This window comes from Desulfomonile tiedjei DSM 6799, assembly GCF_000266945.1.
Lineage (GTDB): Bacteria > Desulfobacterota > Desulfomonilia > Desulfomonilales > Desulfomonilaceae > Desulfomonile > Desulfomonile tiedjei.
Genome location: NC_018025.1, coordinates 335,306 through 357,077 on the forward strand (window position 1 = coordinate 335,306; position 21,772 = coordinate 357,077).

The 21,772-nt window shown below is 49.0% G+C and carries 20 protein-coding genes; 8 read left to right on the forward strand and 12 right to left on the reverse strand.

The window, feature by feature from the left end; all coding sequences use genetic code 11:
- Nucleotides 1-80: 80 nt before the first annotated feature.
- Nucleotides 81-803, forward strand: a complete 723-nt coding sequence (locus DESTI_RS01385) for an AMIN domain-containing protein (RefSeq protein WP_014808177.1) — start codon at nt 81-83, stop codon at nt 801-803.
- Between the two features lie 590 nt (nt 804-1,393).
- On the forward strand, nt 1,394-1,741 hold the full coding sequence (locus DESTI_RS01390; protein WP_014808178.1) for a cupin domain-containing protein: 348 nt from the start codon (nt 1,394-1,396) through the stop codon (nt 1,739-1,741).
- A gap of 125 nt (nt 1,742-1,866) precedes the next feature.
- Here the strand turns inward: DESTI_RS01390 and DESTI_RS01395 are convergent, their stop codons facing one another.
- From DESTI_RS01395 to DESTI_RS01405, 3 genes are all read right to left on the reverse strand, one after another.
- A complete protein-coding gene (locus tag DESTI_RS01395; protein ID WP_014808179.1) occupies nt 1,867-2,163 on the reverse strand; it encodes a hypothetical protein in 297 nt (98 codons plus the stop codon).
- Nucleotides 2,164-2,263: 100 nt separating this feature from the next.
- On the reverse strand, nt 2,264-2,794 hold the full coding sequence (locus tag DESTI_RS01400) for a universal stress protein (RefSeq protein WP_014808180.1): 531 nt from the start codon (nt 2,792-2,794) through the stop codon (nt 2,264-2,266).
- Nucleotides 2,795-2,866: 72 nt separating this feature from the next.
- Nucleotides 2,867-3,808, reverse strand: coding sequence for a two-component system sensor histidine kinase NtrB (locus DESTI_RS01405; protein ID WP_336884485.1), 942 nt, complete (start codon nt 3,806-3,808; stop codon nt 2,867-2,869).
- A gap of 95 nt (nt 3,809-3,903) precedes the next feature.
- On the opposite strand from DESTI_RS01405, the gene DESTI_RS01410 reads away from it, so the two are divergent.
- Nucleotides 3,904-5,265 carry an IS701 family transposase gene (locus DESTI_RS01410; protein ID WP_014808181.1) on the forward strand — a complete coding sequence of 454 codons (1,362 nt, stop codon included), beginning with the start codon at nt 3,904-3,906 and terminating at the stop codon, nt 5,263-5,265.
- On the opposite strand, the gene DESTI_RS01415 is transcribed toward DESTI_RS01410, so the two are convergent.
- The 4 genes from DESTI_RS01415 to DESTI_RS01430 form a co-directional block, all read right to left on the reverse strand.
- Nucleotides 5,260-6,603 (reverse strand): PAS domain-containing protein, encoded by a 1,344-nt coding sequence (locus tag DESTI_RS01415; protein ID WP_014808182.1) that lies wholly within the window; start codon nt 6,601-6,603, stop codon nt 5,260-5,262. The two genes, DESTI_RS01410 and DESTI_RS01415, sit on opposite strands and share 6 nt — an antisense overlap.
- Nucleotides 6,604-6,661: 58 nt before the next feature.
- Complete coding sequence (locus DESTI_RS01420) at nt 6,662-7,051, reverse strand: response regulator (protein ID WP_014808183.1); 390 nt, start codon at nt 7,049-7,051, stop codon at nt 6,662-6,664.
- Nucleotides 7,052-7,119: 68 nt separating this feature from the next.
- Nucleotides 7,120-8,499 carry a (Fe-S)-binding protein gene (locus DESTI_RS01425; protein WP_014808184.1) on the reverse strand — a complete coding sequence of 460 codons (1,380 nt, stop codon included), beginning with the start codon at nt 8,497-8,499 and terminating at the stop codon, nt 7,120-7,122.
- Nucleotides 8,500-8,532: 33 nt separating this feature from the next.
- A complete protein-coding gene (locus tag DESTI_RS01430) occupies nt 8,533-9,219 on the reverse strand; it encodes a hypothetical protein (protein WP_014808185.1) in 687 nt (228 codons plus the stop codon).
- 490 nt (nt 9,220-9,709) lie between these two features.
- On the opposite strand from DESTI_RS01430, the gene DESTI_RS01435 reads away from it, so the two are divergent.
- The 3 genes from DESTI_RS01435 (at nt 9,710) to DESTI_RS28250 (ending at nt 11,534) form a co-directional block, all read left to right on the forward strand.
- Nucleotides 9,710-10,153 (forward strand): DMT family transporter, encoded by a 444-nt coding sequence (locus DESTI_RS01435; RefSeq protein WP_014808186.1) that lies wholly within the window; start codon nt 9,710-9,712, stop codon nt 10,151-10,153.
- A 323-nt stretch (nt 10,154-10,476) separates the two neighbouring features.
- The gene (locus DESTI_RS01440) at nt 10,477-10,932 is read left to right on the forward strand and encodes a metal-dependent transcriptional regulator (RefSeq protein WP_014808187.1); all 456 of its coding nucleotides are present in this window, start codon (nt 10,477-10,479) and stop codon (nt 10,930-10,932) included.
- A gap of 89 nt (nt 10,933-11,021) precedes the next feature.
- On the forward strand, nt 11,022-11,534 hold the full coding sequence (locus tag DESTI_RS28250; RefSeq protein ID WP_014808188.1) for a FeoA family protein: 513 nt from the start codon (nt 11,022-11,024) through the stop codon (nt 11,532-11,534).
- Between the two features lie 113 nt (nt 11,535-11,647).
- Here DESTI_RS28250 and DESTI_RS01450 read toward each other — a convergent pair whose 3' ends face one another.
- A complete protein-coding gene (locus tag DESTI_RS01450) occupies nt 11,648-12,589 on the reverse strand; it encodes a GGDEF domain-containing response regulator (RefSeq protein WP_014808189.1) in 942 nt (313 codons plus the stop codon).
- Entirely contained in the window at nt 12,586-15,915 is a 3,330-nt protein-coding gene (locus DESTI_RS28255) for a response regulator (protein WP_014808190.1), read from the reverse strand. Before DESTI_RS28255 ends, DESTI_RS01450 begins: the two co-directional genes overlap by 4 nt.
- A gap of 791 nt (nt 15,916-16,706) precedes the next feature.
- Here DESTI_RS28255 and DESTI_RS01470 point away from each other — a divergent pair.
- Nucleotides 16,707-17,486: an FkbM family methyltransferase gene (locus DESTI_RS01470; RefSeq protein ID WP_014808191.1), complete on the forward strand. Its 780-nt coding sequence runs from the start codon at nt 16,707-16,709 to the stop codon at nt 17,484-17,486.
- 30 nt (nt 17,487-17,516) lie between these two features.
- Here the strand turns inward: DESTI_RS01470 and DESTI_RS01475 are convergent, their stop codons facing one another.
- From DESTI_RS01475 to DESTI_RS30425, 3 genes are all read right to left on the reverse strand, one after another.
- Entirely contained in the window at nt 17,517-18,575 is a 1,059-nt protein-coding gene (locus tag DESTI_RS01475; RefSeq protein WP_014808192.1) for an efflux RND transporter periplasmic adaptor subunit, read from the reverse strand.
- A gap of 46 nt (nt 18,576-18,621) precedes the next feature.
- Nucleotides 18,622-19,080 carry a ferritin-like domain-containing protein gene (locus DESTI_RS01480; RefSeq protein ID WP_014808193.1) on the reverse strand — a complete coding sequence of 153 codons (459 nt, stop codon included), beginning with the start codon at nt 19,078-19,080 and terminating at the stop codon, nt 18,622-18,624.
- Between the two features lie 219 nt (nt 19,081-19,299).
- Entirely contained in the window at nt 19,300-19,452 is a 153-nt protein-coding gene (locus tag DESTI_RS30425; RefSeq protein ID WP_014808194.1) for a CsbD family protein, read from the reverse strand.
- A gap of 300 nt (nt 19,453-19,752) precedes the next feature.
- On the opposite strand from DESTI_RS30425, the gene DESTI_RS28260 reads away from it, so the two are divergent.
- The gene (locus DESTI_RS28260) at nt 19,753-21,351 is read left to right on the forward strand and encodes a methyl-accepting chemotaxis protein (RefSeq protein ID WP_014808195.1); all 1,599 of its coding nucleotides are present in this window, start codon (nt 19,753-19,755) and stop codon (nt 21,349-21,351) included.
- Nucleotides 21,352-21,772 lie beyond the last annotated feature (421 nt).

Genomic DNA, 21,772 nt, shown 5'->3' on the forward strand with positions numbered 1-21,772 from the left:
TTGCCTCAGCCCGGTGTCTCTCTCACGAGACTCGTTTCGTGAGTTTTGACCGGTGATTTCTCTCGGATTCCGGAGGGAATATGGCGTTCGTGAGCAGGTTCACGGTTTGCGTGAGTATCTTTTCTGTTGTTTTTCCTCTTGTCTTTACTTTGAATGCCTTTGCGTATGGTGAAATAGCCGACATAACCATTACCCCCGATGGAAAAAGGATCTCCATACGAATCGAAGGACGAATTGGAAAGTATTCCGCGCACACTTTGCAAAATCCTGCGCGGCTCGTGCTCGATTTCGAAGACACGGGTTTATCGAAAGAGCCTGCAATTTCCGGGACCATGGCTTCGGGCATAGATATTCGAACGGCAAGAAAAGGGACTTCAGCGAGAGTTGTCATGAATCTGGGGAACCGTCCACTTCCGGATCACAGAGTAACTGTGGTGGGCAATCATCTTCTGGTATTTTTGAATAATTGGTCGAATCCTGCAGGAACGGCCCAGCAAGCAAAAGAGCAACCTCCTAAACAGGAATCACAGGAACCGACGGTTCTGTCCGGTTCCAAAGACCTGCATATCAAGTCTGCCGAAGTCCTAAACGGTCAGATTGTGCTGAAGGTCGTGCATCGAGCCGATCAGTCCCGCATTTATAAGATAGAATTGGGAGTAGATTTCGATCAACTCGGATTCAATACCGCGAGCATACATCCACTCTCATCATTGCAGCGCGATGCTGCTGTTCAAAAGCCCGCACAGAAAAATAGCCAACCAGGAGGGCCTCGCAAATCGGCAACACCTTTAGCGGGCTATTAACCAGCGGCTTATGCCGATTCACTTTCTTTTCATGATCTGGGAGGCTGGAGGTATCCTTCGCTGCGGACGACGCAAAGCCGTCTAATCACTCCGCTCAGGACACCCCAGCCTTCGCCATCTTATGTGCATAACTGCGAAAGGGTATTAGATGTCGAGCACTCGTTTCTGAGCAAATCATTCGTATTCCAAAAACACTGAAGATTTCCGCCAGACTCTTGAGATAAAGCGTGAGTGCTTATATTAACATTGCTAATAAAAGTGTAAGTGGCTTTTATGGCAAGTGTATAAAACAGTGTCCAATTGGGAAAAGCACTTCTCGGCAATTGGTAGGTGCCGTGCCTCCGTGCCGGCACATTTTTCAAAGACAAATCAACCGGTTTCGGGCCGGCAGGAACGCCGACCCCTACCGTTTATCTAAGGCACAATGTATTCAAAAGGTCAGAAATTATGTCATCTGCTATAACTATTCAGTTGCAGTAGATGAGGCATTATGAAGACGTTAGCAGAATACGAGCATCAAATGGATTACCATGATCGCGCAATCGTTTGGACCTAAGAACTGTTCTGATACAAACCGAAGGAGGCTTACCGTGAGCGATTTCCCTTTAATCAAAAATGTGCCTTTCTCAGAGACTCTCGTACTGACAGACCTGGTTGAATATCAAGAGGGTCGCGTCGTAAGCAGGACGTTTGTTCAAAATAAGCTTATCAGCTTTACTCTATTTGCATTCGACAAAGGAGAAGGACTCAGCGCCCATACGGCATCAGGCGATGCCTTCGTCCAGATTCTGGATGGAGAGGCCCTGATCAACATCGGCGGGAAGGATTTTGTGGTTAAGACAGGAGAAGTGGTGGTAATGCCTGCAAATGTCTCTCATTCGCTGGAAGCGAGAGAGCGTTTCAAAATGCTTCTTACAGTGGTTAAAGGAGAGGGTTGATTCGGAGAGACTAAGCGATTCCGCGTCTCGCGGGACAAACGCCTGACAAATGTGAGCGAAGTACGGAGATCGTATGAGGGTTCATTCTTGAGCCGGAGCTGTTCCGGCCCAAGATATGGCTGGTGTCAGGAAGTCTTTTTCTGGGGAATGTTCGAGGATTCCGCACTATTTTCCACCTGATCCCAGGTGCTGACATTCTGGATACTTCTTGAGAGGCGGTGATACTGCCAAGCCAGATGACAATGAAGGATCACGTCTTCAATGGAATCTCGAAGGTCACACATGGTGCCGTGCGTGCCTGCAGTCTCCTCTTTCTCAGCTTCCTGTTTGACGACGCCGTCTATTTTCATGAGGGATTCAAAGATCTTGCCGAAGCATTTGTGCACGTGAAGTTCGAATTCCTCTTTGTTCGCGAATTTCATTACTCATCCCCTTGGGCTTAAGCCTCATTCAATGTAAGACAACCAGTTTATCCGGTTTGACACTCGATAGCAATGGCAGGAAAACGAGACTACATCGGATCTAGGAGCCGATGGGTTTCCATTTCCCTTCCGGGATGAGAAGTTCAGCGACTCTCTTCTCCGCTTCCCCATTCAAATAATACGAATCCGCCTGATCGGGTCCGATCAAAACGAGAGGTCCTTTGAATTTGGCGCCGAATTCCTCGATAGTGGTAGTACCTCCGAAAGCCGCGTGTTTCGCGTTGTACCCGATCACGAGAATCTCATAATCCCCTTTCTTAAAGCACTTTCTGAGTTCCCATTCATCATTGCCCTCGCAGAGCCGGAATCCTACTTCAACATAGTCACCCAACCGATCCTCGAAGCTTTCTCTCAATTCTTTGTCTTTTTTCGCTATCAGCTCCGGCGTAACCGGTGCGGTTTCCGTTTTTTCGGCATCCACAAAAACCACGTCTCTTCGAAGCATGTACGGTGATTCGAGAAAATGAAAAATATTGAGTTTGCACTTGTAATGGCGCGCCAAATTCAAGGCATAATCAAAGGCCCAGTCTCCCTGGCGTGAGAAAATGGCACACAGACCTATTCCATTCATTTTGCCTCCTGTTTTCCGTCTGACAAAATCAGATAAGTTTATGACGTCAGCCCTTGTCTTCGTTATCATCTGTTACAAAACCGCAACGTGTTGTCCGTCGTCAGGCCTGAGAGGTACCCGAATGAAGAATTCGGTACCTTGTCCCGGTGAAGATTCGACCCATATGGTCCCTCCATGCTCCTCAATGACTTTTCTCGTCACTACGAGTCCGAGTCCGGTCCCTCTGGAGCCCTTGGTAGAGAAGAACTTCTTGAAAAGGTTTTGTCGCACTTCTTCAGGCATGCCCGGGCCATTATCCTTGACGCTTGCTATGAGATTGTCGTTTTCTACCCGTGCGCTGATTTTGATCCATCGCTCCTCGATTTCGGGATCTTCGCAGCAGGCCACTATCGCGTTGGATATGAGATTAGCTATCGCGCTGTGGATACCTTTCGGATCCATGATCCCGAGCGAGAGCTCGGAAGGAAAATCCCGTATCAGAGTAATACCTTTCGCTTCTGCCTGATCCAAATAGAGATCGTAGATTTCAGACAAAATCTTGGACGGGTCGCATGACTGATACTCGGGTTTTCTCTCCTTGGATGCATACAGGATGTCTTTCACCAAATCCGATACTTTGCTCACGTTCTTTTTGACCATTGCCCAGCCGGATGTGATTTTTGACTGATTCTCAGTCCTGAGTCCAGAATCCACGACGTAGACTCCGCCTTCCAGGCCAGACAGGATATTTTTTACCGCATGTGACATACCGGCAACTGTTTCTCCCAGTACTGCGAGTTCATTCTGGAGCAGCTTTACTTCGGTAACGTCCGTGCACATTTCCATGACAGCAGTAATTTCACCTTTTTCGTCGGAAATGGGCGAGGTATGCGTAACCATGTATACTTCTTTGCCTGAATGACTCCAGACTTGTTCCGACGAGTGCGCATGCCCGTCCAGGAACGTTTGCTCTACCGGACAATTCTCGCATTTTATGTCCCGCCCCTTGTACCTATAGTTTCGCCCTTTTTGTATTCTGGACGGTTAGATGGTGAGATAATCCTTGAAAAAATAAGGCGTTCCGCACATACCCGGTTTTGTGTAAAGATTCTGGGAAGGAGGAACGCCAGTTGAAGAGATCTATACCAGATCCGTTCGGGATTGACGAGATTCATTTCAGAGCGTGTTTCAGCGCACCGAGTTTCCGTATCTTCGTTGCGCTGGTGGTCGGTTGGGTGCTCACTATGGGCAAGCACACTATCAGCCAGGTGATTCTGACCATGAGACTCCATGAATCCAAGCACTTCGCCAGCATCTACCGATTCCTCGGCAAGGGACGATGGGAGACTGACTTTGTCTCCTATTTCGTCTTCAGAATGTTGGTAGAAACGCTGATTGCAGAAGGGATCGAGATCCTTGTGGTGATTGACGACACCTTGAACAAGCACACTGGCAAGAAGATCTGTGGCGCGGGCTGGCAGCATGATGGTTCACTCCCAAAGCATACTAAGCAAAAGGGGTATGGAGTGTGCTTTGTCATCATAGGACTGGCGATTCGCCTTCCCGGCATCAGCGATCGCATGTTTTGTCTGCCATACGCTGCCCGCCTTTGGTGGCCGCCAAAGGCCAAGTTTAATCCCAAGAGCCTGCCCTACAAGACAAAACCCGAACTTGGATTGGATCTTATAAATCTGACTCATTCATGGCTCCAAGAGGGAGAAAGACTGAGAATTGTGTTCGACCTGGGATACTGCTGCGATACCATCCTCAAAGCACGACCCAAGAATGTGCACATTACAGGGAGGCTGAGAAAGGATGCAGCTTTGTTCGCTGTGCTGGAACCTGCTCCATTTACAGTGATGGGCAGACCTCGCAAGAGAGGCGCTCGACTGCCCTCCCTGGAAACGATGTTCCAGGACCCCAATCTGGGGTGGAATGAGATTAGGGTCTTCTGCTATGGAAAACAAACTAAGCTCCTGATACATCAGTTCACGGCGCTATGGTATCATAGCGCAGGGCAACAGCCTCTTTCGATCGTGTTGTGCCATGACCCGGCCGGCCACCATGCCAATATGGTGTTTTTCGATACGGACCCTCAGGCTGCACCACAGCAGATTATCGAGCGCTACGCTGCACGCTTTAGCATTGAGATGACCAATCGAGAGACCAAGAACCTCCTGGGTGCGGCTGAACCTCAGTGTCGGAAAGAGACCTCGGTAACCCGTGCCCCTATGTTTGCTTACTGGGCCTACTGCTTTGTAGTGCTTTGGTTCGTTGGGCAATTCGTCACTGCAAAGAACCTCGTTGCCGACCCGGCTCCCTGGTACTGCCGGAAAAAGTCGTTCACCTTTTCAGACATGCTGGCAGCAGCTCGAAGGAGTCATTTCTCGCTGAGAATTTATTCGAAAGCCAGCCGAATCAATAAGTTCGAAAAACTCAACGGCCCGCGCTCCACGCGCGGACTCGACCATGCAAGAATCGCGAAACTATAGCTTGTACACGGAATAACAATGTTTTCCCCAGCTACTTCCGAATTCTTCGGCAAAGGACTTGTTGAAGAAAGCAATCCTGTACGAGCGGTCAACCACGGTTAGATAACATGGGACATTCTCTATGAGATGCTGCAGCTCAGACTGCTTCTTTTCCAATTCAAGTTGGAGTTTCGCTATTCGGGTCACGTCCACGGACATTTCCAAAACCTCGGAGACGCTTCCCGTTTCATCATATATCGGAGCGGTATTCACAATAACATGAACCGTCTTTGCCCTATTTGCAGTGCACCATGTTTCTTCGCTGCGGTGCGACAGCCCGTCCGAAAAAGTCCTCTCGACCGGGCAGGAAAGGCACTTCTGTCCTTTTCCTTTTTTCCCGGCAAAACACTGCATTCCCGTCTGATTTCCGAATTCTTCCGTGAATGCTTCATTCGCTCGAACAATCCGATAGTCTCGATCTATGACAGTCAGAAAGCAGGGAACCTTTTCAAAGAGTTCCTTGTACATTCTCCTGCTCTGTTCGAGTTCCCTCGTGCGCTCGTTGATTTGCCTGCTCATAGTATCGAAGGAACGCCACAGGGTTGAAATTGAATCCTTTCCTTTCCGAAGAGGCTGGGGCTCGTACTCCCCTCGGGCCATTTTGAAAGTCTGTTCTGCAAGGTTCCGGAGCGGTCGGCTCACCAGGAATATGACTCCAACACCTATGATAGTAGAGACAAGAATGAACAAGAAGAAAGCGAAAACATAGATCTGTCGCGCATGATTGACTATCTGCCGCCTCAATCCTTCCAGAGGCATTTTCACTTCCAGAGCTCCCAATACCGGATGGGATTCCGGATGTGCATGGCATGCGGCAGTTGAACAGCTCTTTGTATTTACCAGAGGATTCACGACATTGAGGATCTTTCCGTCGTCGGCAAATTCGTACCTCACGGAGGAATTGGTTCCCATATTTTTGAGAAGCGGATTGGCTTCGGAATCCCCCTTACTCCCCAGAATGCCGTTTTGCACATGTTTGCTGGTGTAATGCAGAATCCCTTCTCTATCGTAGATATTGATTTCTTTGAAGCCTTCTTGCTCGCCAATGGCCTGAACGATCTCCCGGATGACCTCCCTGTCCTTGGTCATCATGCCATTCCAAATGGCAGCCTTTATCACCTCTGAATCTTTCAGGGCTGCGGCCACCCTTTCTTGCACAAGATTTTGTTCCTGAATGGAAAGACTGTGATACGTGAATGCCACAAGTGTGAGAAATACGGTCAAGCCGGCATAAAAACTCAGCTTGAAACGAAGTTTTCCCGAGAAGTCTTTGAAAAATCGTATGGCATCGTTCAGCATTTTGTATAGGTTTTATGGTTGTGGGGGGACCAGGATATCCCCCCTCGTATCCGAGCGCCTACCCGAGAGCCTTCTTAATCGCGGACAGTAAGACGTCCTTATCGACCGGTTTTTCAATATATGCCTCAGGTGGCTTGATAGCTCTTTTTTGTATCCATTCCTTGAAATCCATGCTTGGAACATCGTCTTTCCCGAATCCGGTCACCATGATGACGGGAATATCTTTTATTTCATCATCCTTTCGCAATTCTCTGTACATCTTGATTCCGGTTTTATTGGGCATAAGCAGATCGAGCGAAACAAGGTCAGGTTTTTCAGACTTGCACATTTGAAGCGCTTCTTCTCCGTCTGCGGCAGTAAGCGTCGCATATCCGTTATCTTCGAGCAAGGTCGTCAAGAATGTGACCATATCAGGCTCGTCATCCACCACCAGAATTCTTTTTGGCATTTGAACCTCCTCTTCTCAAGAAAATCAGGGCTATTACCTATATACTACTTATTTGCTAAAGTTTCCAGCTAAAGAATGAGAGCCGGAGATAGCAGTTCAGCGAGATTCATGACCTTGGCTTCTATATGGTAATGATCGACAATTTCTTTCAACTGGTCCGTGCAATTGTGACAGGACTGGAGTACCACATTTGCCCCTGTCGCGCGAATCTCGTCAGCCTTGATCTTTCCGGCAGCTATTCGACGTTTTGAGAACTCCGACATCGCAAGTGCGCCTCCACCTCCTCCACAGCAGAAGCTCCTTTCTCTATTGTGTTCCATTTCGACAAAATCGTCCACCGCAGCGTTAATAACGATCCGCGGTTCCTCCAGAATACCCCCGGAGCGAGCTATGTTGCACGAATCGTGATATGTGAATCGATGACCTTTCCACACGGATTTATCTAATCTGATTCTGTTCTCCATGATAAGTTTCGCCATCAGCTCCATCATGCTGGTGATCTTGAATGGGACGCCACCCAACCAATTGGGCAATTCCCACCTGAGCGCCCGGTATCCGTGCCCGCACTCACCAGAGAGAAGGTACTCGCAACCCAGGCGTTTCACATCTTCAGCTTGCCACATGGAGAAAAGCCGAGCGTCCGCATCGTTGCCATTGAAAAGTGCGTAGTTGGTAAGATCCCAATAACGTGAGGAAATAGTGAAATCGACTCCCGCTGCATTCAATACTTTCGCACTGGCCTGAATAGTCAGAGGATAGTACTTGGGTTCTCGAGGATTCAGGGTGAGAAAGTACTGAGCACCTTTCTTGTCGATTGGAATAGTATAGTTCTCGCAGCCTTCCTCATCTTGGAGTTCTTCTTCTATCCATTCGATTGTCTCGATGAACTCGTCTTGAGGAACGGCCATATTGTTGCCGTGATTGTAATGAGTATCAACGGTTTCCTGGAGATTCGCCGGGCATCTGCCAACCTGCTGCATCATGCTTCGGGCCGCGCGTACCATCATCCCGTAATCGACTCCCATAGGGCAATTATACGTGCAACGCCTGCACATGGTGCACCCGCCGAAAAGCTTATCGAACATTTCTTCGGCAAGTTCGCTGGTGAGCGGCTGTGCTCCGACAAAGGATGGGAAAATTCGGCCCATCCAGTCGTACCTGCTCTTGTACCATTTGCGAAATCTATCCGCTTTATATGCCGGCACAAGGGTTTTGTCCTCGGGAATCGACACACTGTAATGGCAGGCATCACTGCACATTCCGCAATGAATGCAGCCGGCGAGGGAGGTTGCAACCACTCGATTTAATTTGGATGCAAGCATGGACTCCATTTCCGCCAGCATCTCGGGCGTGAATTCCTGTTTCAGAGGCCATATTCTCTCTTCCGGCGAACCTAGTTTTTCGGGGATTTCTGAACCGAAATCATTGCTTTCTTCAATCTGTGACATACTTCCTCCACAGTATAATGGTAGATGTAAGACTTAAACCCACGTAGCTTTAGGATTGTCCTTGTTCAAAATTCCCCGACCGCCGAACACCATGCCGAAATTGACCCTTCCAAAGGGATACAGGACATAATGGGAGATCTTACTGAATGGGACGTAGATAAGGAAAAATGTGGTCATGAGGAAGAATACCCACATGGCGAGAGTTTCCGCTTGCCCTTGGGTCCAGAACCAGAGAGCCACAACGCCTACTGCGAAAAAAACGGTCATAAGGCTTATCGCGAAATAATCGTCAGGCGAGCTGATTATTTTGATCTCAGTCACTGTCAGTCGTCGATAAATGCGCCGCAGCCCGATCAGGCAAGCCAGTCCCATGAACAGCATGATTACGCCCGTAACGGTCGGCGTCATGACCGAAGGTGCCAGCGGAATGATGAAAGTGGCTCCGATGGTTAAAGCAACAGCGATATGGAAGATCATGAATTCAGTGTAAAAGTACAGGTTTTTCGAAGTGCTCTCCATATCCCAGGGTCTCAACACATTAAATAGAGAGTGAATTGACCCTCTTACCCGGTCGCCCTTTAATTCCGCGCGTTCCGCGGGGAAGGGCTTTTTCAAAAGCGTCGAAATTTTGATGATGTACATGAGAGCCATGAAACTCAACGCAATATATTGAACCGGCTCCTCGAGAATGTACAATGCATGGCTAACCGCGTTTTCCATAGGCATCCATCTCCTTATCTCTTTTTCAGCATGGTAAGGATCGTCCTTGAGTCCTCAGTCAGAATACGAAAGATCTTTAGGGCAACACCGGTGATGCAATGCATATGCCAAGAAGAGATGCTTGATTTCGGACCGTTTGCAAATGGAATTGGCTGAAAGTTGAAGGGGCAATCTCTACTGAATCGATGTCAGAATTCTTTACATCTTGTTAAAAGAACAGATAGGCAGGACATCGCGGACGGTACTTTCTTCAAATAGGATTTGACAACACTTGCCGAAGTGTTTTGGACCCAATCCGGTCGAACATGTATGGACTGAAAACGGGATGAATTCATGGCATGTTATGAGAGAACTCTTAAATGGCTCAAAAATAAGGTAAATGTCCGGTCTTTGACTTTTCGAGAAGAGAGAATCACTTTTGAAGCGGAATAAGGCATAATGGAGTCCGCTTGCAAGGGGTCCGTTGGAATCTACTGAACGAGGGACACATATGGAATTTTGTTACATTCTTCTTGCTATGATTGCAGGAGCATGCGCTCCGGTGCAAGCCGGGATCAATTCGCAGCTCAGGTTATGGACTGACGATCCGATTGTCGCGGCAACCATATCCTTTGCAGTGGGGACTTTGGGTTTGCTCGGGTATGTTTTCGTGTTGAAAATTCCCTGGCCTCCTTTTTCTACTGCAGGCAGTCTGCCGTGGTGGCAATGGACCGGTGGGTTTTTGGGAGCTTTTCTCGTTGTAATTACAATCATTCTAGCACCCAGAATGGGCGCGGCAACCATGATCGGATTTCTGATTGCCGGTCAAATGCTTGTGAGTCTGGTGCTGGATCACTTCGGCCTAATTGGCTATGAGATCCGACCGGCAAGTCTTGTCAGGATAATCGGTGCTGCCCTTCTCATTGTTGGGGTCGTGCTCATAAGAAAATTTTGAAAGAGCCCTGTTGAATAAGATTTACAGCGAGCGTACGCTCAATCACATGTTGTCACACGTAATAATGCTCTCCGTATTGTCTCTCCCTAATATTGCCCCCTAAAACTGGAGAAAGCCCTTTTTTGCAGGCGATTTTCTTTGAGCTTTACGATGAAAGCTGAATGCGGATTCCCTTCTCAAGACTATTTGGGGCGGCATCGCAAAATGGATCGCTGTTTTCGTCCGGTTGGAAAAGCCTTGACAAGATTTTTTTGAGGCTCTATAGATAGGCTTGTCTAACAAAGATAGATAGCTCTATCTCATCCTTGTCATAGGAGGAGCTTATGGAGTCACCGACAGCTCTTAACGCAGTTCAAGAGGAATACCTTATAGCAGCCCTGCTCTTTGAAAAAAGAAATTTCCGTGTCCCGATTGCGGCACTGGCAAAGCATTTTGGGATACATTTCTGCTTCGCACGCGCAGCGGTTAACGGGTTGGTGAAAATCGGCCTTCTGGAGCTATCGCCGCACTCTGGTGCTCGGCTTACGGTAGAGGGTGGAGTGAGAGCTCGTGACATTGAGCGTCGGCGGACCGCAATTGTCGAGGCATTGTCCGAGACTCTCGACTTGGATATGAAAACCGCCGAAGAAGCCGCTCGCAATATGAGAAGGGCTCTCTCCCGTTCCGATGTAAATCGGATCATGTGCTCCCGTCTCCGGCTTCGTCAGTCCACGTTGATGGACAGCGTAGAGCCCAACTCCGAAAGACGTACTATCGTGTCTTTCCCTTCATCTGTATAGGTTCTTGCCACAGGCGGGAGCGCCTCATGGCCGAAATAACATTTACAGTCAGATGTGGTCACTTTCGATATTCGTAGTGGAGAAATGGTATGTGGGAGATTTCAATAATTGTCGGCATGGGATTAGCAACAGGCCTGTTTCTTCTGAGAAATCAGTTGCGCAAACTTGCTGTAGGCGATACTGAACAGTACTGCTGCAAAGGCGAATATTCGCCAGTGAATTCTTATTGTCAAAATACTAAGCCGCTAATTTCAGGTAACTGTCGCGGTTTCGAGGCTGACCCCTTGGACAAAAACCCTTCGGCAGCGGAATCAAGGTCAACCAAAAGTCGCGACCCGATAAAAGGACTCTCTGCCCGTTCTCTCCTCAGCATTGAACCCGGGAGAACGGGAACAGTGTTGGCACTTACCGGCGGACGTGAATTTGAAGCCAAGCTGATCAGCATGGGATTTAATGTAGGCAGTGAGGTCACAATATTAAAGAACGGAGTCGGCGGGACCGGTCTTCTCGTCGCCACGGGAGACACTCGCTTGGCTATCGGAAAAGGAATCGCTGAACGAATAGTCGTGGCAGTAGATTCTACGGATGAATCGATAGACTAATACCATTTCGCAATTGTACACATAACATGGCGAAGGCTGGGGTGTCCTGAGCGGAGTGATTAACAGCTTTGCGTCGTCAGAGGTCTATCAAAGTCGGTTCGTTCTCGATTGGATCAGTTTATAACGTCGAGGCACTTACTATCGGTCGCGACAAGCTGAACCTCTATTCGATTCCGTCCGTTCTTCTTGGCCCTGTAAAGTGCTTCATCCGCCGCATGGACGATCGCGTCGAGGCACATCGCTACTTTGCCGTCGACACACGTACAACCGAAACTCATGGTCCGTAGAACTTTCTGCGTGTCACGAGCACAGTCATCCAGAATTGCTTTCCTGAGTCGTTCCGCCAGACTGATGAGATCTCCTTCACAACAATCGGGCAAGACTACCAGAAACTCTTCTCCTCCGTAACGTCCGATCGAATCATGGGATCTCAGGTTTTCTCTCATCGCCCGGCCTATGCTCCGCAGGACTCGATCGCCTACAAGATGACCATAGGAATCATTGATGCGCTTAAAGTAATCGACATCGGCAAGAATTACCCCCAAGTTTCCGCCCGATCGAGCAGATCGATCCAATTCCTTGCGGAGAATGTCCAGGATCGCAGAATGGTTCCACAGTCCTGTGAGGGAGTCTTCCTGGGCCCGCTGTTCGGCGGCTTGACACGCAGCCATGAGATCTTCCTGCAATTCCAGGATTCTCGTTGCCGCCCTGAGACGGACGCGAAGCTCTACCGGATCGAACGGCTTGGTAACATAATCGTCAGCCCCGGAATCGAGTCCCTTGATGATATCGTCCTTCCTGCTCTTGGCAGTGAGCAGAATCAGGTACACGTAAGGACGATCTTTCAGGGCGCGTAATCTGCGACAAATCTCTATCCCTTGAAGCTTCGGCATTTCCCAGTCAAGCAGTGCAAGCCTCGGAGGTGCGTCCTGCATGAGGAGATCCCAGGCTTGACTTCCATCCTCACAGCCTAGGACCTCATGTCCCCATTGCTGTAAGCTCGCCTCTACCAATCGTCTGAAGAACCTGTTGTCTTCAGCCACCAGTACTTTCATTTCCCGTCTTTCCTCATTGCCTCGGATGGCAGCGCTGCAAAGACTCGACTAAGTTCCTTCTCTACCGAGCGCAGTCCGGGCTCTGTCCGGACCGGGTCCGAGGAGATCGCAATCCGCTCGAGTTCAGAAACGGCGTCAAAGGCGTATTTTGCCCCCAGTCCGCCAACCATTCCCTTCAGCGAATGTGCCGTCGACCTAATTTCCTCAAAATTGTTCGATCCCACTGCAAGCTTGAGATCGATCAAAAGCTTGGGGGCATCTTCCCGAAAGATATCGAGCATTTCTTTCACGAGAGCCTCTTGACCTCCCACCGCATCGAGGAGAGATTCCAGATCCAGTACGTCCAACAGACCGGATGCGGCTTGTCGAGTGACATCTTCAGCGGTCTTTGCATCGGATGCAATTCCCTCCAGTGCGCAGAACAATTCTTCACTGCTGATGGGTTTGGCGACATAACCGTCCATACCTGCGTTCAAGCATCGCTCCCTATCACCAGCCATTGCGTGAGCAGTCATAGCCACTATGGGTATTCGGGGAGCACCGTTTTTCTCAAATGCTCGTATGGCTGCGGTTGCTTCGAACCCGTCCATCAGAGGCATCTGAACGTCCATGAGGATCACGTCGAAACCTCCTCTGGTGTACGCTTCGACAGCTTCTGCCCCGTTTGGAACTACAGATATGGAGTGCCCCATTCCCGAGAGCATTCCTGATGCCACTTTTTGGTTGAAAGCATTGTCCTCGGCCAGAAGGATTCGAAGCGGACGTTCGGTTTTACGTACTTTCCGGCGTGCGGTCTCTTCAAGAGAAGAATCGCTCTTGGCTCCGGAAAGCAGCTCGTGGATCGCTGAATACAGATTGGACTTGTGGATCGGCTTGAGGAGGCATGTCTCTATACCTGCTGCCCTGCATTTTTCCGCAGAATAGTCCGGGAGAGCGGATGTCAACATTATGATATGGGTTGAAGCAAGTTCGGGGATCGCTTTGATCGCCTCAGATACTTGAAAACCGTCCATTTCCGGCATCATGCAGTCGACCAGGACCATTGCGAAGGGGGTACCCATCTTGTAGCGCTCTCGAAGTGTCTTCAAAGCCGTCCGACCATTGTCCACGGCAGACGGGATCATGCCCCATTGAATCAGTAATTCTACAAGAATTCTACGATTCGTCGCATTATCGTCCACTATGAGTACGCGAGTTCCCTTGAGGGTCCGAAGATCCTGTGAGACAGGGATCTCGGGCGGTGCAGAATGAATCTCCATGGGAATGCGAAAGTTGAATACGCTGCCTTTTCCGGGTGAGCTCTCCACCCAAATATTGCCGCCCATCAATTCTACCAACTGAGAAGAGATAGCGAGCCCCAGGCCGGTTCCTCCATAAGTGCGGGAAGTGGAGCTGTCAGCCTGCTCGAATGCGCAAAAAACTGTTTTCTGTTTTTGCCGGGGAATCCCGATGCCTGTGTCCGATACCTTGAAATGGAGAAGCACCTGGTGAGCACTCCTGGATTCCTCTTCCACTTCGACCAAAACCTCTCCTTTGTGAGTGAACTTTATTGCGTTTCCAACCAGGTTGATTATGATCTGGCGTATTCGTTCCGGATCACCAATAAGATGATCGGGAATACCGGGAGCAATGCGGCATACCAGTTCAAGACCTTTTGCATGAGCTTGAGATGCCAGACTATGCACGGAACCGCATACGCAATCCGTCAGGCTAAGGCCCACGAAGCTGATCTGTAGTTTTCCGGCTTCTATTTTGGAGAAATCCAATATATCGTTTATTATTGCCAATAATGAATGGCCGGACGTCTCGATTGTCTGGATGTACTCCCGCTGCACAGGGGTCAATTCAGTATTTTGTGCCAATTCGGCCATGCCGATGATGGCGTTCATCGGTGTTCGTATTTCATGGCTCATGTTTGCGAGAAACCTGCTCTTGCTCAAGTCTGCTTGCTCGGCTTGTCGCTTCGCCTCTGCCAATTCGGTCACATCAATGAGGTTGAGGATCACTCCTTTGTAATCGTTATTGTCGAAAATGGGCCTGGCACGAATCGAAAGATGCAGAGAGTCGAATTCATGACTTACGTCTGCAGGAGTTTTTCTCGCTCCCCGTCTGTATTCATCCATAATCCCCTGGATCACCGGGCGGAGCTCGTCCCAGAGAATGCAATCAACTAAACGGCTGCCGACAACACTAGCTCTGTCAGCATCTGTCCACCTGAGGAACCAACCATTTGCCTCTGTCACGATATCGTCGGGACCGGCAAAAACCACCCCCTCCTCCATCCCTTCAATCAGTGAACGGAGTTTTCGAGCTTCGGCCGACGCGCGCTTATGAGCATCCTCCAGTCTCATTTCTGCGAGCTTCTTCTCCGTGCAGTCTTCAAGTAAACCCTGAACTCCCGTTATCTTTTCATCGCTCGTGCAGAACGGTGCGAGAAAGAGCCTGAGATAAACACTGCTGTCGTCAGGGAACGAGTATTTGAGTTCCGAGATAGTATTCTGTCCCTCTTTAAGGCATTGGAGAATGCTTTTGGCTGCTTCTCCTTCCCTGAAGAACATGGAAGCCCACGAGTTTCGCCCTGTGTGTGAGTCATCCGCAGACGAAAGCATACTCTCGAGAGCGGGATTCCTGTCTCGAACGATACCTTGTTCGTCACACAGGAAAATCCCGAGAGGCGCGTTCTCCACAAGGGTCCGATATCGAATTTCGCTTTGTCGAAGAGCTTCCTGAGCCTGTATCCGTGCAGTGATATCCTGGTAGGTGACTATTAGCTCTTCTCCCTCCAGGGCTACTGCCTGAAAAGTCAAAATCTTGTCTATTCCTAAGCTGCTTCGGCAAAGAAATTCTGCACTGTGAGTTGCGCCAACAGGAAGACTTCTTGTGGCATCTTGCCATTCCGATACTGCTGTTTCCCATGAGTCGGCATCCGGACACGTTTTGAGAAAGAACACACCCTCATGACTGACTTCTTCCAGAGAATATCCGAACATCTCTCCGAATGCCGGATTCAGGTGCTGGAACGTTCGATTGCTGTCAAGTATCGCAAGGCCGAACGGAACCCCGTCCACTAAGCGCTTGAAGCGCCACTCACTCTCTCTGAAAGCTTTCTCGCGTTTTGCAACTTCTGCTATGGCACACAAACCGAGAATCGCAATTATGCAATGAGAAATGAACACTACGGAGACCAGACTACGCGGAGCACTTCGTACGAACGAAATCTCTCCGAGACCAAAGCAGAACACCACAACTATCCAAGCTGTGAAAAAGAAATAATGCTGCCTATTGAACAGCTTTCCCAAACCCTCATCCTTGGATGACGATGACATGACAAATCACCTATATTCTTGAAGCGGCCTCACGATAACCAGTTATGTATGGAACTTCGGAAAGGCGTCCGCTCCGGGCACGACTTCCGAATCATTGAAGCTGTCCCTTGGGAGTTCAAATTGGCTATGACAAATTTGACCTGAGATTTTTCATTTCTATAACAATTTCAGGGAGCCATGTCTCTTCGAGTAGGGAAACGAAAGGGTCCCGGGTCAGACGACGCCAATATTCTTCTTTCTACTTTGATTAGTTATGTCTAACGAAACTAGCCATCACTGTCAAGTAAAAAAGCTGAAGTTACCGGATATCGCCAGGCCACATGGATTTTCAGAACAAAACCTGCCAAACCGATCGGTATGGATCCCGACACATTGGTACTGTCACGAATTGATGAAAAGGAGTGTCGCAAGAAAAAAGGTTTGCTGCTTTTTGCTCTCATTGGTTCATTGTGTTCGTTCGGTTCTGTTTCCGAAGCGAGGAGAGATCTTGCGAGAGATAAGCAAGAAGATGTGCATATCCTGTGTTGCTTTCAAGATGTCAATGACTGAAACACGAAAGGAGAGATTCGGTGACGTCGCTTCGCTTCTCGCAATGACAACCTCGAAAGGTTGTTTCCCAAAATAGTCGAAGGCTTACTTCTCGAAGCATTTTTTTATCGACATATTGCACGATTCGTGGCAAAAAGCCTCTCACGCACGGATTTGTACTACCACGACTCAGCTCCTTCAGTATCGTTCGGGCAGGTGCCTGAAACAGCAAGAGTTCTTCATTCTGGAATACAGGAATGAACATGATAAAGAGCATACTGAAACGTACCCCTTTGTACCAAGCATTGAGATTTGTGCGCAGCAAAAGAGCTGCGAGAACATGGACTCCATTCGACAAGAGGATGTTGGATTTTTACCGACAATATATCGGTCCAGGAGACCTTTGTTTCGATATTGGCGCGAATATCGGTAACCGAACCAAAATATTTCTTGCTCTTGAAGCTCGTGTCGTGTCGGTTGAGCCACAACGCGATTGCGCAAGTCTCATCACAGCGGCCTATGGAAACGATCAGAAGCTCATAGTTGTGAACAAGGCAGTTGGTGCCACACATGGTCGAGCCGAGTTGGTCATTTCCGATGCCAGTCCGCTTGCATCTCTTTCGCGTGAATGGATTCATGCAGTTCAAAATTCAGGCAGGTTTTCAGACTATTCCTGGAGTCGAACTCAGTGGGTGGATGTCATCACTCTGGATGAACTCATAGCTGAGCATGGAATGCCGCGGTTCATCAAGATCGACGTGGAGGGCTATGAATATGAGGTACTCAAAGGTCTGACCCAACCGGTGGACACACTTTCACTGGAATTTACCCCCGAGTTTCTCGAGCAGACTATGATGTGCATAAAATATTTGAAATCTCTCGGTTCCATCGAACTAAACTATTCGCTTAAGGAGTCCATGGAACTTTGTCTGGACAAGTGGACTAACGGTGACGCGATCGCGGATATTCTGAAAAGATTCCAGGGGGACAACATAATGTACGGAGACCTTTACGTGAGATTTTTGCGTCGGCTGGTTCGGTAACTGAATCTCTCATGCATAAGAATATGCATCTTATTCTATGACTATTTCGTCTCCGGGGTTCAAACCCGACAGTATCTCCACCTTTCCATTTTCCATTTTGCGGCCTGTTTTCACGTGACGAATCTTCACTTTGCCGGACTCGAGCACACGAACAGATTCCAGTTGGCCGACCGTACTGATGGCGGAAAGCGGCACCAGTATTGTCGCGCTCTCCCGAGTGTTAAAGGAGACAATCCCGTACAGCCCGGGAACAAATCCCTGGGATCCCGTTACCGGAGCCTTAATGGTGATAGTCCGCGTCTTTTCATCTCTGATGGGGACAACCTCGCGAATGGTTGAAGATTGCCTGACATTGAGAGACGGAACCGCTACCGTGACAGGGGTGCCCACGGTAAGGTATGGAGCGTACTGTTCCCCCACTGCAGCTACGAGCTCCAACGTGTCCGGAACGTACACGCTGAACAGATTCCTTCCGGGTGTCGCGAGATCGCCGAGATTGATGGTCCGCTCGCCGATGATGCCGTCAAAAGGCGCTGTTACGGAAGCGTAAGAAAGCAGAGTGGCTGCTTCATCCAGAGCCGCCTTGGCCCTGAATTCCGCAGCCTTTGCCGTTTCGAACCGTGCGACAGCATCATCGTAGTCTTTTTTCGCAATGGATTCTTTTGCAAAGAGCGTCTTGTATCTCTCGAAATCGTTACCGGCCTTCACCAGGTCCGCTTCTGCGCTTTCCAATGCCGCTTCGGCTTGTCGTTTTCGTTCCTGTAATTCCTTGCTTTCCAGCCGAAGCAATTCTTGGCCTTTCGTGACCTTGTCGCCCGCATCGACGTTCAGTTCGACAACATAGCCGGAAACCTTTGCGGCAATACGCGCCGTTTCCCTGGGCCACACCGTTCCGGGCACAGACACCTGTCCCGAGCTTTGAACAACTTCAACCTTCTCGGTTTTGAATTTTCCTGCATTGGCTTCAAGACCAATCGTTTTGCCCGCCGGTACTTTGGGATGAAACCCTCCCTGAATCCACACGAGAGCTATCACGAGTCCGATTGCTGCAACAGATGCACTTAGGATATTCTTTTTATTCATATTCATGGAATGGTGGCGCTTTAATCAGACTTCGGCGACACCGAAATCATGACTAATTTTCAGACAGGATGATGTCGTCGTACTCTATCTCGAAGCGGAGTTTGTGCTTAGCCTCTTCCTGAGCCAAAGATAGAAAGACCGCCTTCAAGTTGGCATCCTCAGTGGCTTCGGACAAATCAGTGTACATCTTGAATGCTTTTTTCTCTTTCTTCATGGCAATGACAAGAGCCTGTTGATAATCGAGCCGTCCGGTGGGATCTTCAACGTCTACCAGGTAATCGGAGATTTTGAGATCGAGAACTTTGCTTTCCGAAGGCATGAGAAGCTTGCCTGCTTTTATATCGATAAGCTTTTTCTTGTGACCGGCTTCTTCTTTTGCGAAATCCTGAAAAATTTTGCTCATCCAGGGCCTATCCATCTGATCGCTTAACTGGATGTAGAAATCGGCAGCCTTTTGTTCCTGCTCTATCGCAAAATCCAGAATTTCGTCCACGGACTTCCATTGCTCCATATTTCTCGTACCTCCCGTCGTGAGTGTTCTTTCTCTAGAAGAACCACGTCTACTTTACATTTATCCCATATCCCCGGGAAGAGCGCCACCGAATTTTACGGCCGGCTGTAGAGTGAGACCTTCTGCGGGAAAACAGGTGAAGATTCTTCCATTCTAGTTGCTTTCCCGCACAGGTCAACACGAGACTCATCCGGATCAAGCATTGCCAGTTTTATGCGATTAGAAGCGGCCGAAGAAAGACTGAATCTTTCCAACTGCCTTGTCAAGGGTTCCTCTCAAGACGTAAGAATAGCGGTGGGTCAAACGACCCCATGACTGGAGGAAAGCTCCTCTCAATTCTCGAAATTTTCCTTTCGGAAGATTCGTGTTCATAACATTAGCTCCTCAGAACAAAAGTATACTTTCATAACGTTAGATTCCGGAATAGACTCAGGCGATTCATTTTTTTAAAGTATCGCAGCATGCTACAATTATATTGAATAAAAGAGCTCTGCAGATTATGCTGTGTCTTCAGATTCTTTTTGAGAATTTGAGAGAATAGCAGGGAATGCTGCGGTTCTCGGACAGTCCGATAAGCACCGAATCCCTTTTTTTCCGATTACACGTACTCTGTTAAACAAACTATCACCTGACCCTCGTCTTTTTCCGGGTATCTCAGGAGGTCGGATTTCCATGAACAATCTCAAGCTAAGGACTATGCTTGCTGTTGCCGGATTAATTCTGGGCTTGATAGTGTGCATTATAGGGATATTCCTGCAGCCGTTCTTGCAGAATACCGAGGACGATGTATCCATCAATCGAGCCGTCCGAGCGGCACAAAAAGAGTTGAGCCGCATGGAAAGCGGGCTTGTCGGCTATATGATATCAGGGCGACAAACGTATATGGATCGGCTGACTGCTGCACGAAAAAACCTGGAAAACAATTTGACTGAGCTGAAGAAGTCCCTCTCCGGGAATCCCGAACACGAGAAACGCGTACAGGCAATCGGGAATGCACTTGCCCTGTGGCAAAATAAGGTCGTTGAACCGGCAATAAATCTGAAGCGGAAGAAGGAGATTTCGGAACAAGAAATCCGGTCTGCAATCACCGGCATTGTGGATGACGATTCTCTGGGGTCTATTCGTTCTCTGTTTCTGGAGCTTGCAGCAATTCAGCAAGAGTCGGGGACTCCATTAGTAGGAAAGACTCTGAAAACTCATTGGAAGACTGTAATCATCGCTGTCCTTATGGTTTTGATCCTGACTGTCGGAACGTTTTATCTTATAGGTTACCATATCGCCAAAGGGATGCTGCAAGTAGCGGAAATGGCCGATGAGGTCCGTAAAGGAGAACTCTTCAAACGGATAGATCTGTATGGTTTTCAGGAAGCCACGATCCTCAGCACAACCTTTAACAAGATGGCTGAAGGGCTCGGTCAATCCACTCGATTGATCCTGGAAGGAATCAACGTCCTAAAAACCTCTGTGAATCAGATTGCAGCCGCAGCTTCCGAATTATATGCGAGTGCAACGCAAACTGCTTCAGCAGTCACCGAGACCACATCTACCGTTTCGGAAATGGAAGGCACCGCAAAAATCGTAAATGAGACGGCGCGGAAGGTTTCGGAACATTCACGTAATTCCGACGAGACTGCAGAAGAAGGTACCCATGCTACCAAAGAAACCGTTCAGAAAATGAATCTGATCAAAGACAAAATGGAACTTGTCCGTTCCACAGTCATGCATTTGAGCGAAACAACGAGGTACGTGGAAGATATTATTGCAGCAGTAGACGATTTGCACGATCAATCCAATCTCCTGGCAGTGAACGCGTCCATGGAAGCTGCACGGGCCGGGGAGCACGGCAGAAGCTTCGGAGTGGTGGCGCATGAGATCAAGTCGCTTTCCGATCAATCCAGGGCGGCAACTGAACAGGTGTCACGCAGTCTGTACGATATCAGAAAATCCGTTGCAGCCGTTGTGTCCGCAACCGAGGAAGGGGCGAAAGCCGTGCAAAGCGGTGTGGAGCAGAGCCAAACTGCCGGAGACTCGATAGAAAAGCTTGCAGGGAGCATTCGGGAGTTTTCTCAAGCATCGAATCTTATCTTTGTCTCAACCGAAAAACAGTTTGCAAGAGTTGCGCGGGTCTCGTCAACCATGAAGGGAGTGGAAGCAGCCATGAATTCCAGTTTGCAGAGCACAACGCAACTGGAAGATGAAGCGAGAAGACTCGAGCAACTCGCGCTTGCACTTCAGGGATTGGTGCAAGAGGGCCGTGCAAAAGCGTCCTGAGACGATTTCACAATGAAAGGCGGGGTTTGGTATCCTGCGAAACCTTCATAAAGCGGTCTTACAGAAATCTGATCAACCGGGAGCATAGAGCGATTGTCAAAAATTCTGACGTTTGTTCCTACGCTCGAATAGAACATACTAGTAGGGACCGGCGTCCCGAGACTGTCTCAAAATTCTCGTATGCACCATCGTGCCACGATTCATCATCCTTGTAGGGGCAGGTCTCGTGCCTGCCCTCCCGCAATGACCGGCACGGAGGCCGGTCACTACCGGGCACCCACGAGGGGCGCCCCTACAATCAGGCCGTGAAGACGATGAGAACTTCGTGACACGATCTGGGGTAAATTTTGACTTTTGAGACAGTTTCTCCCTGCCGGTCCATTCTATCGATATCATTGATCATATTGAAGATGTGCCGGCA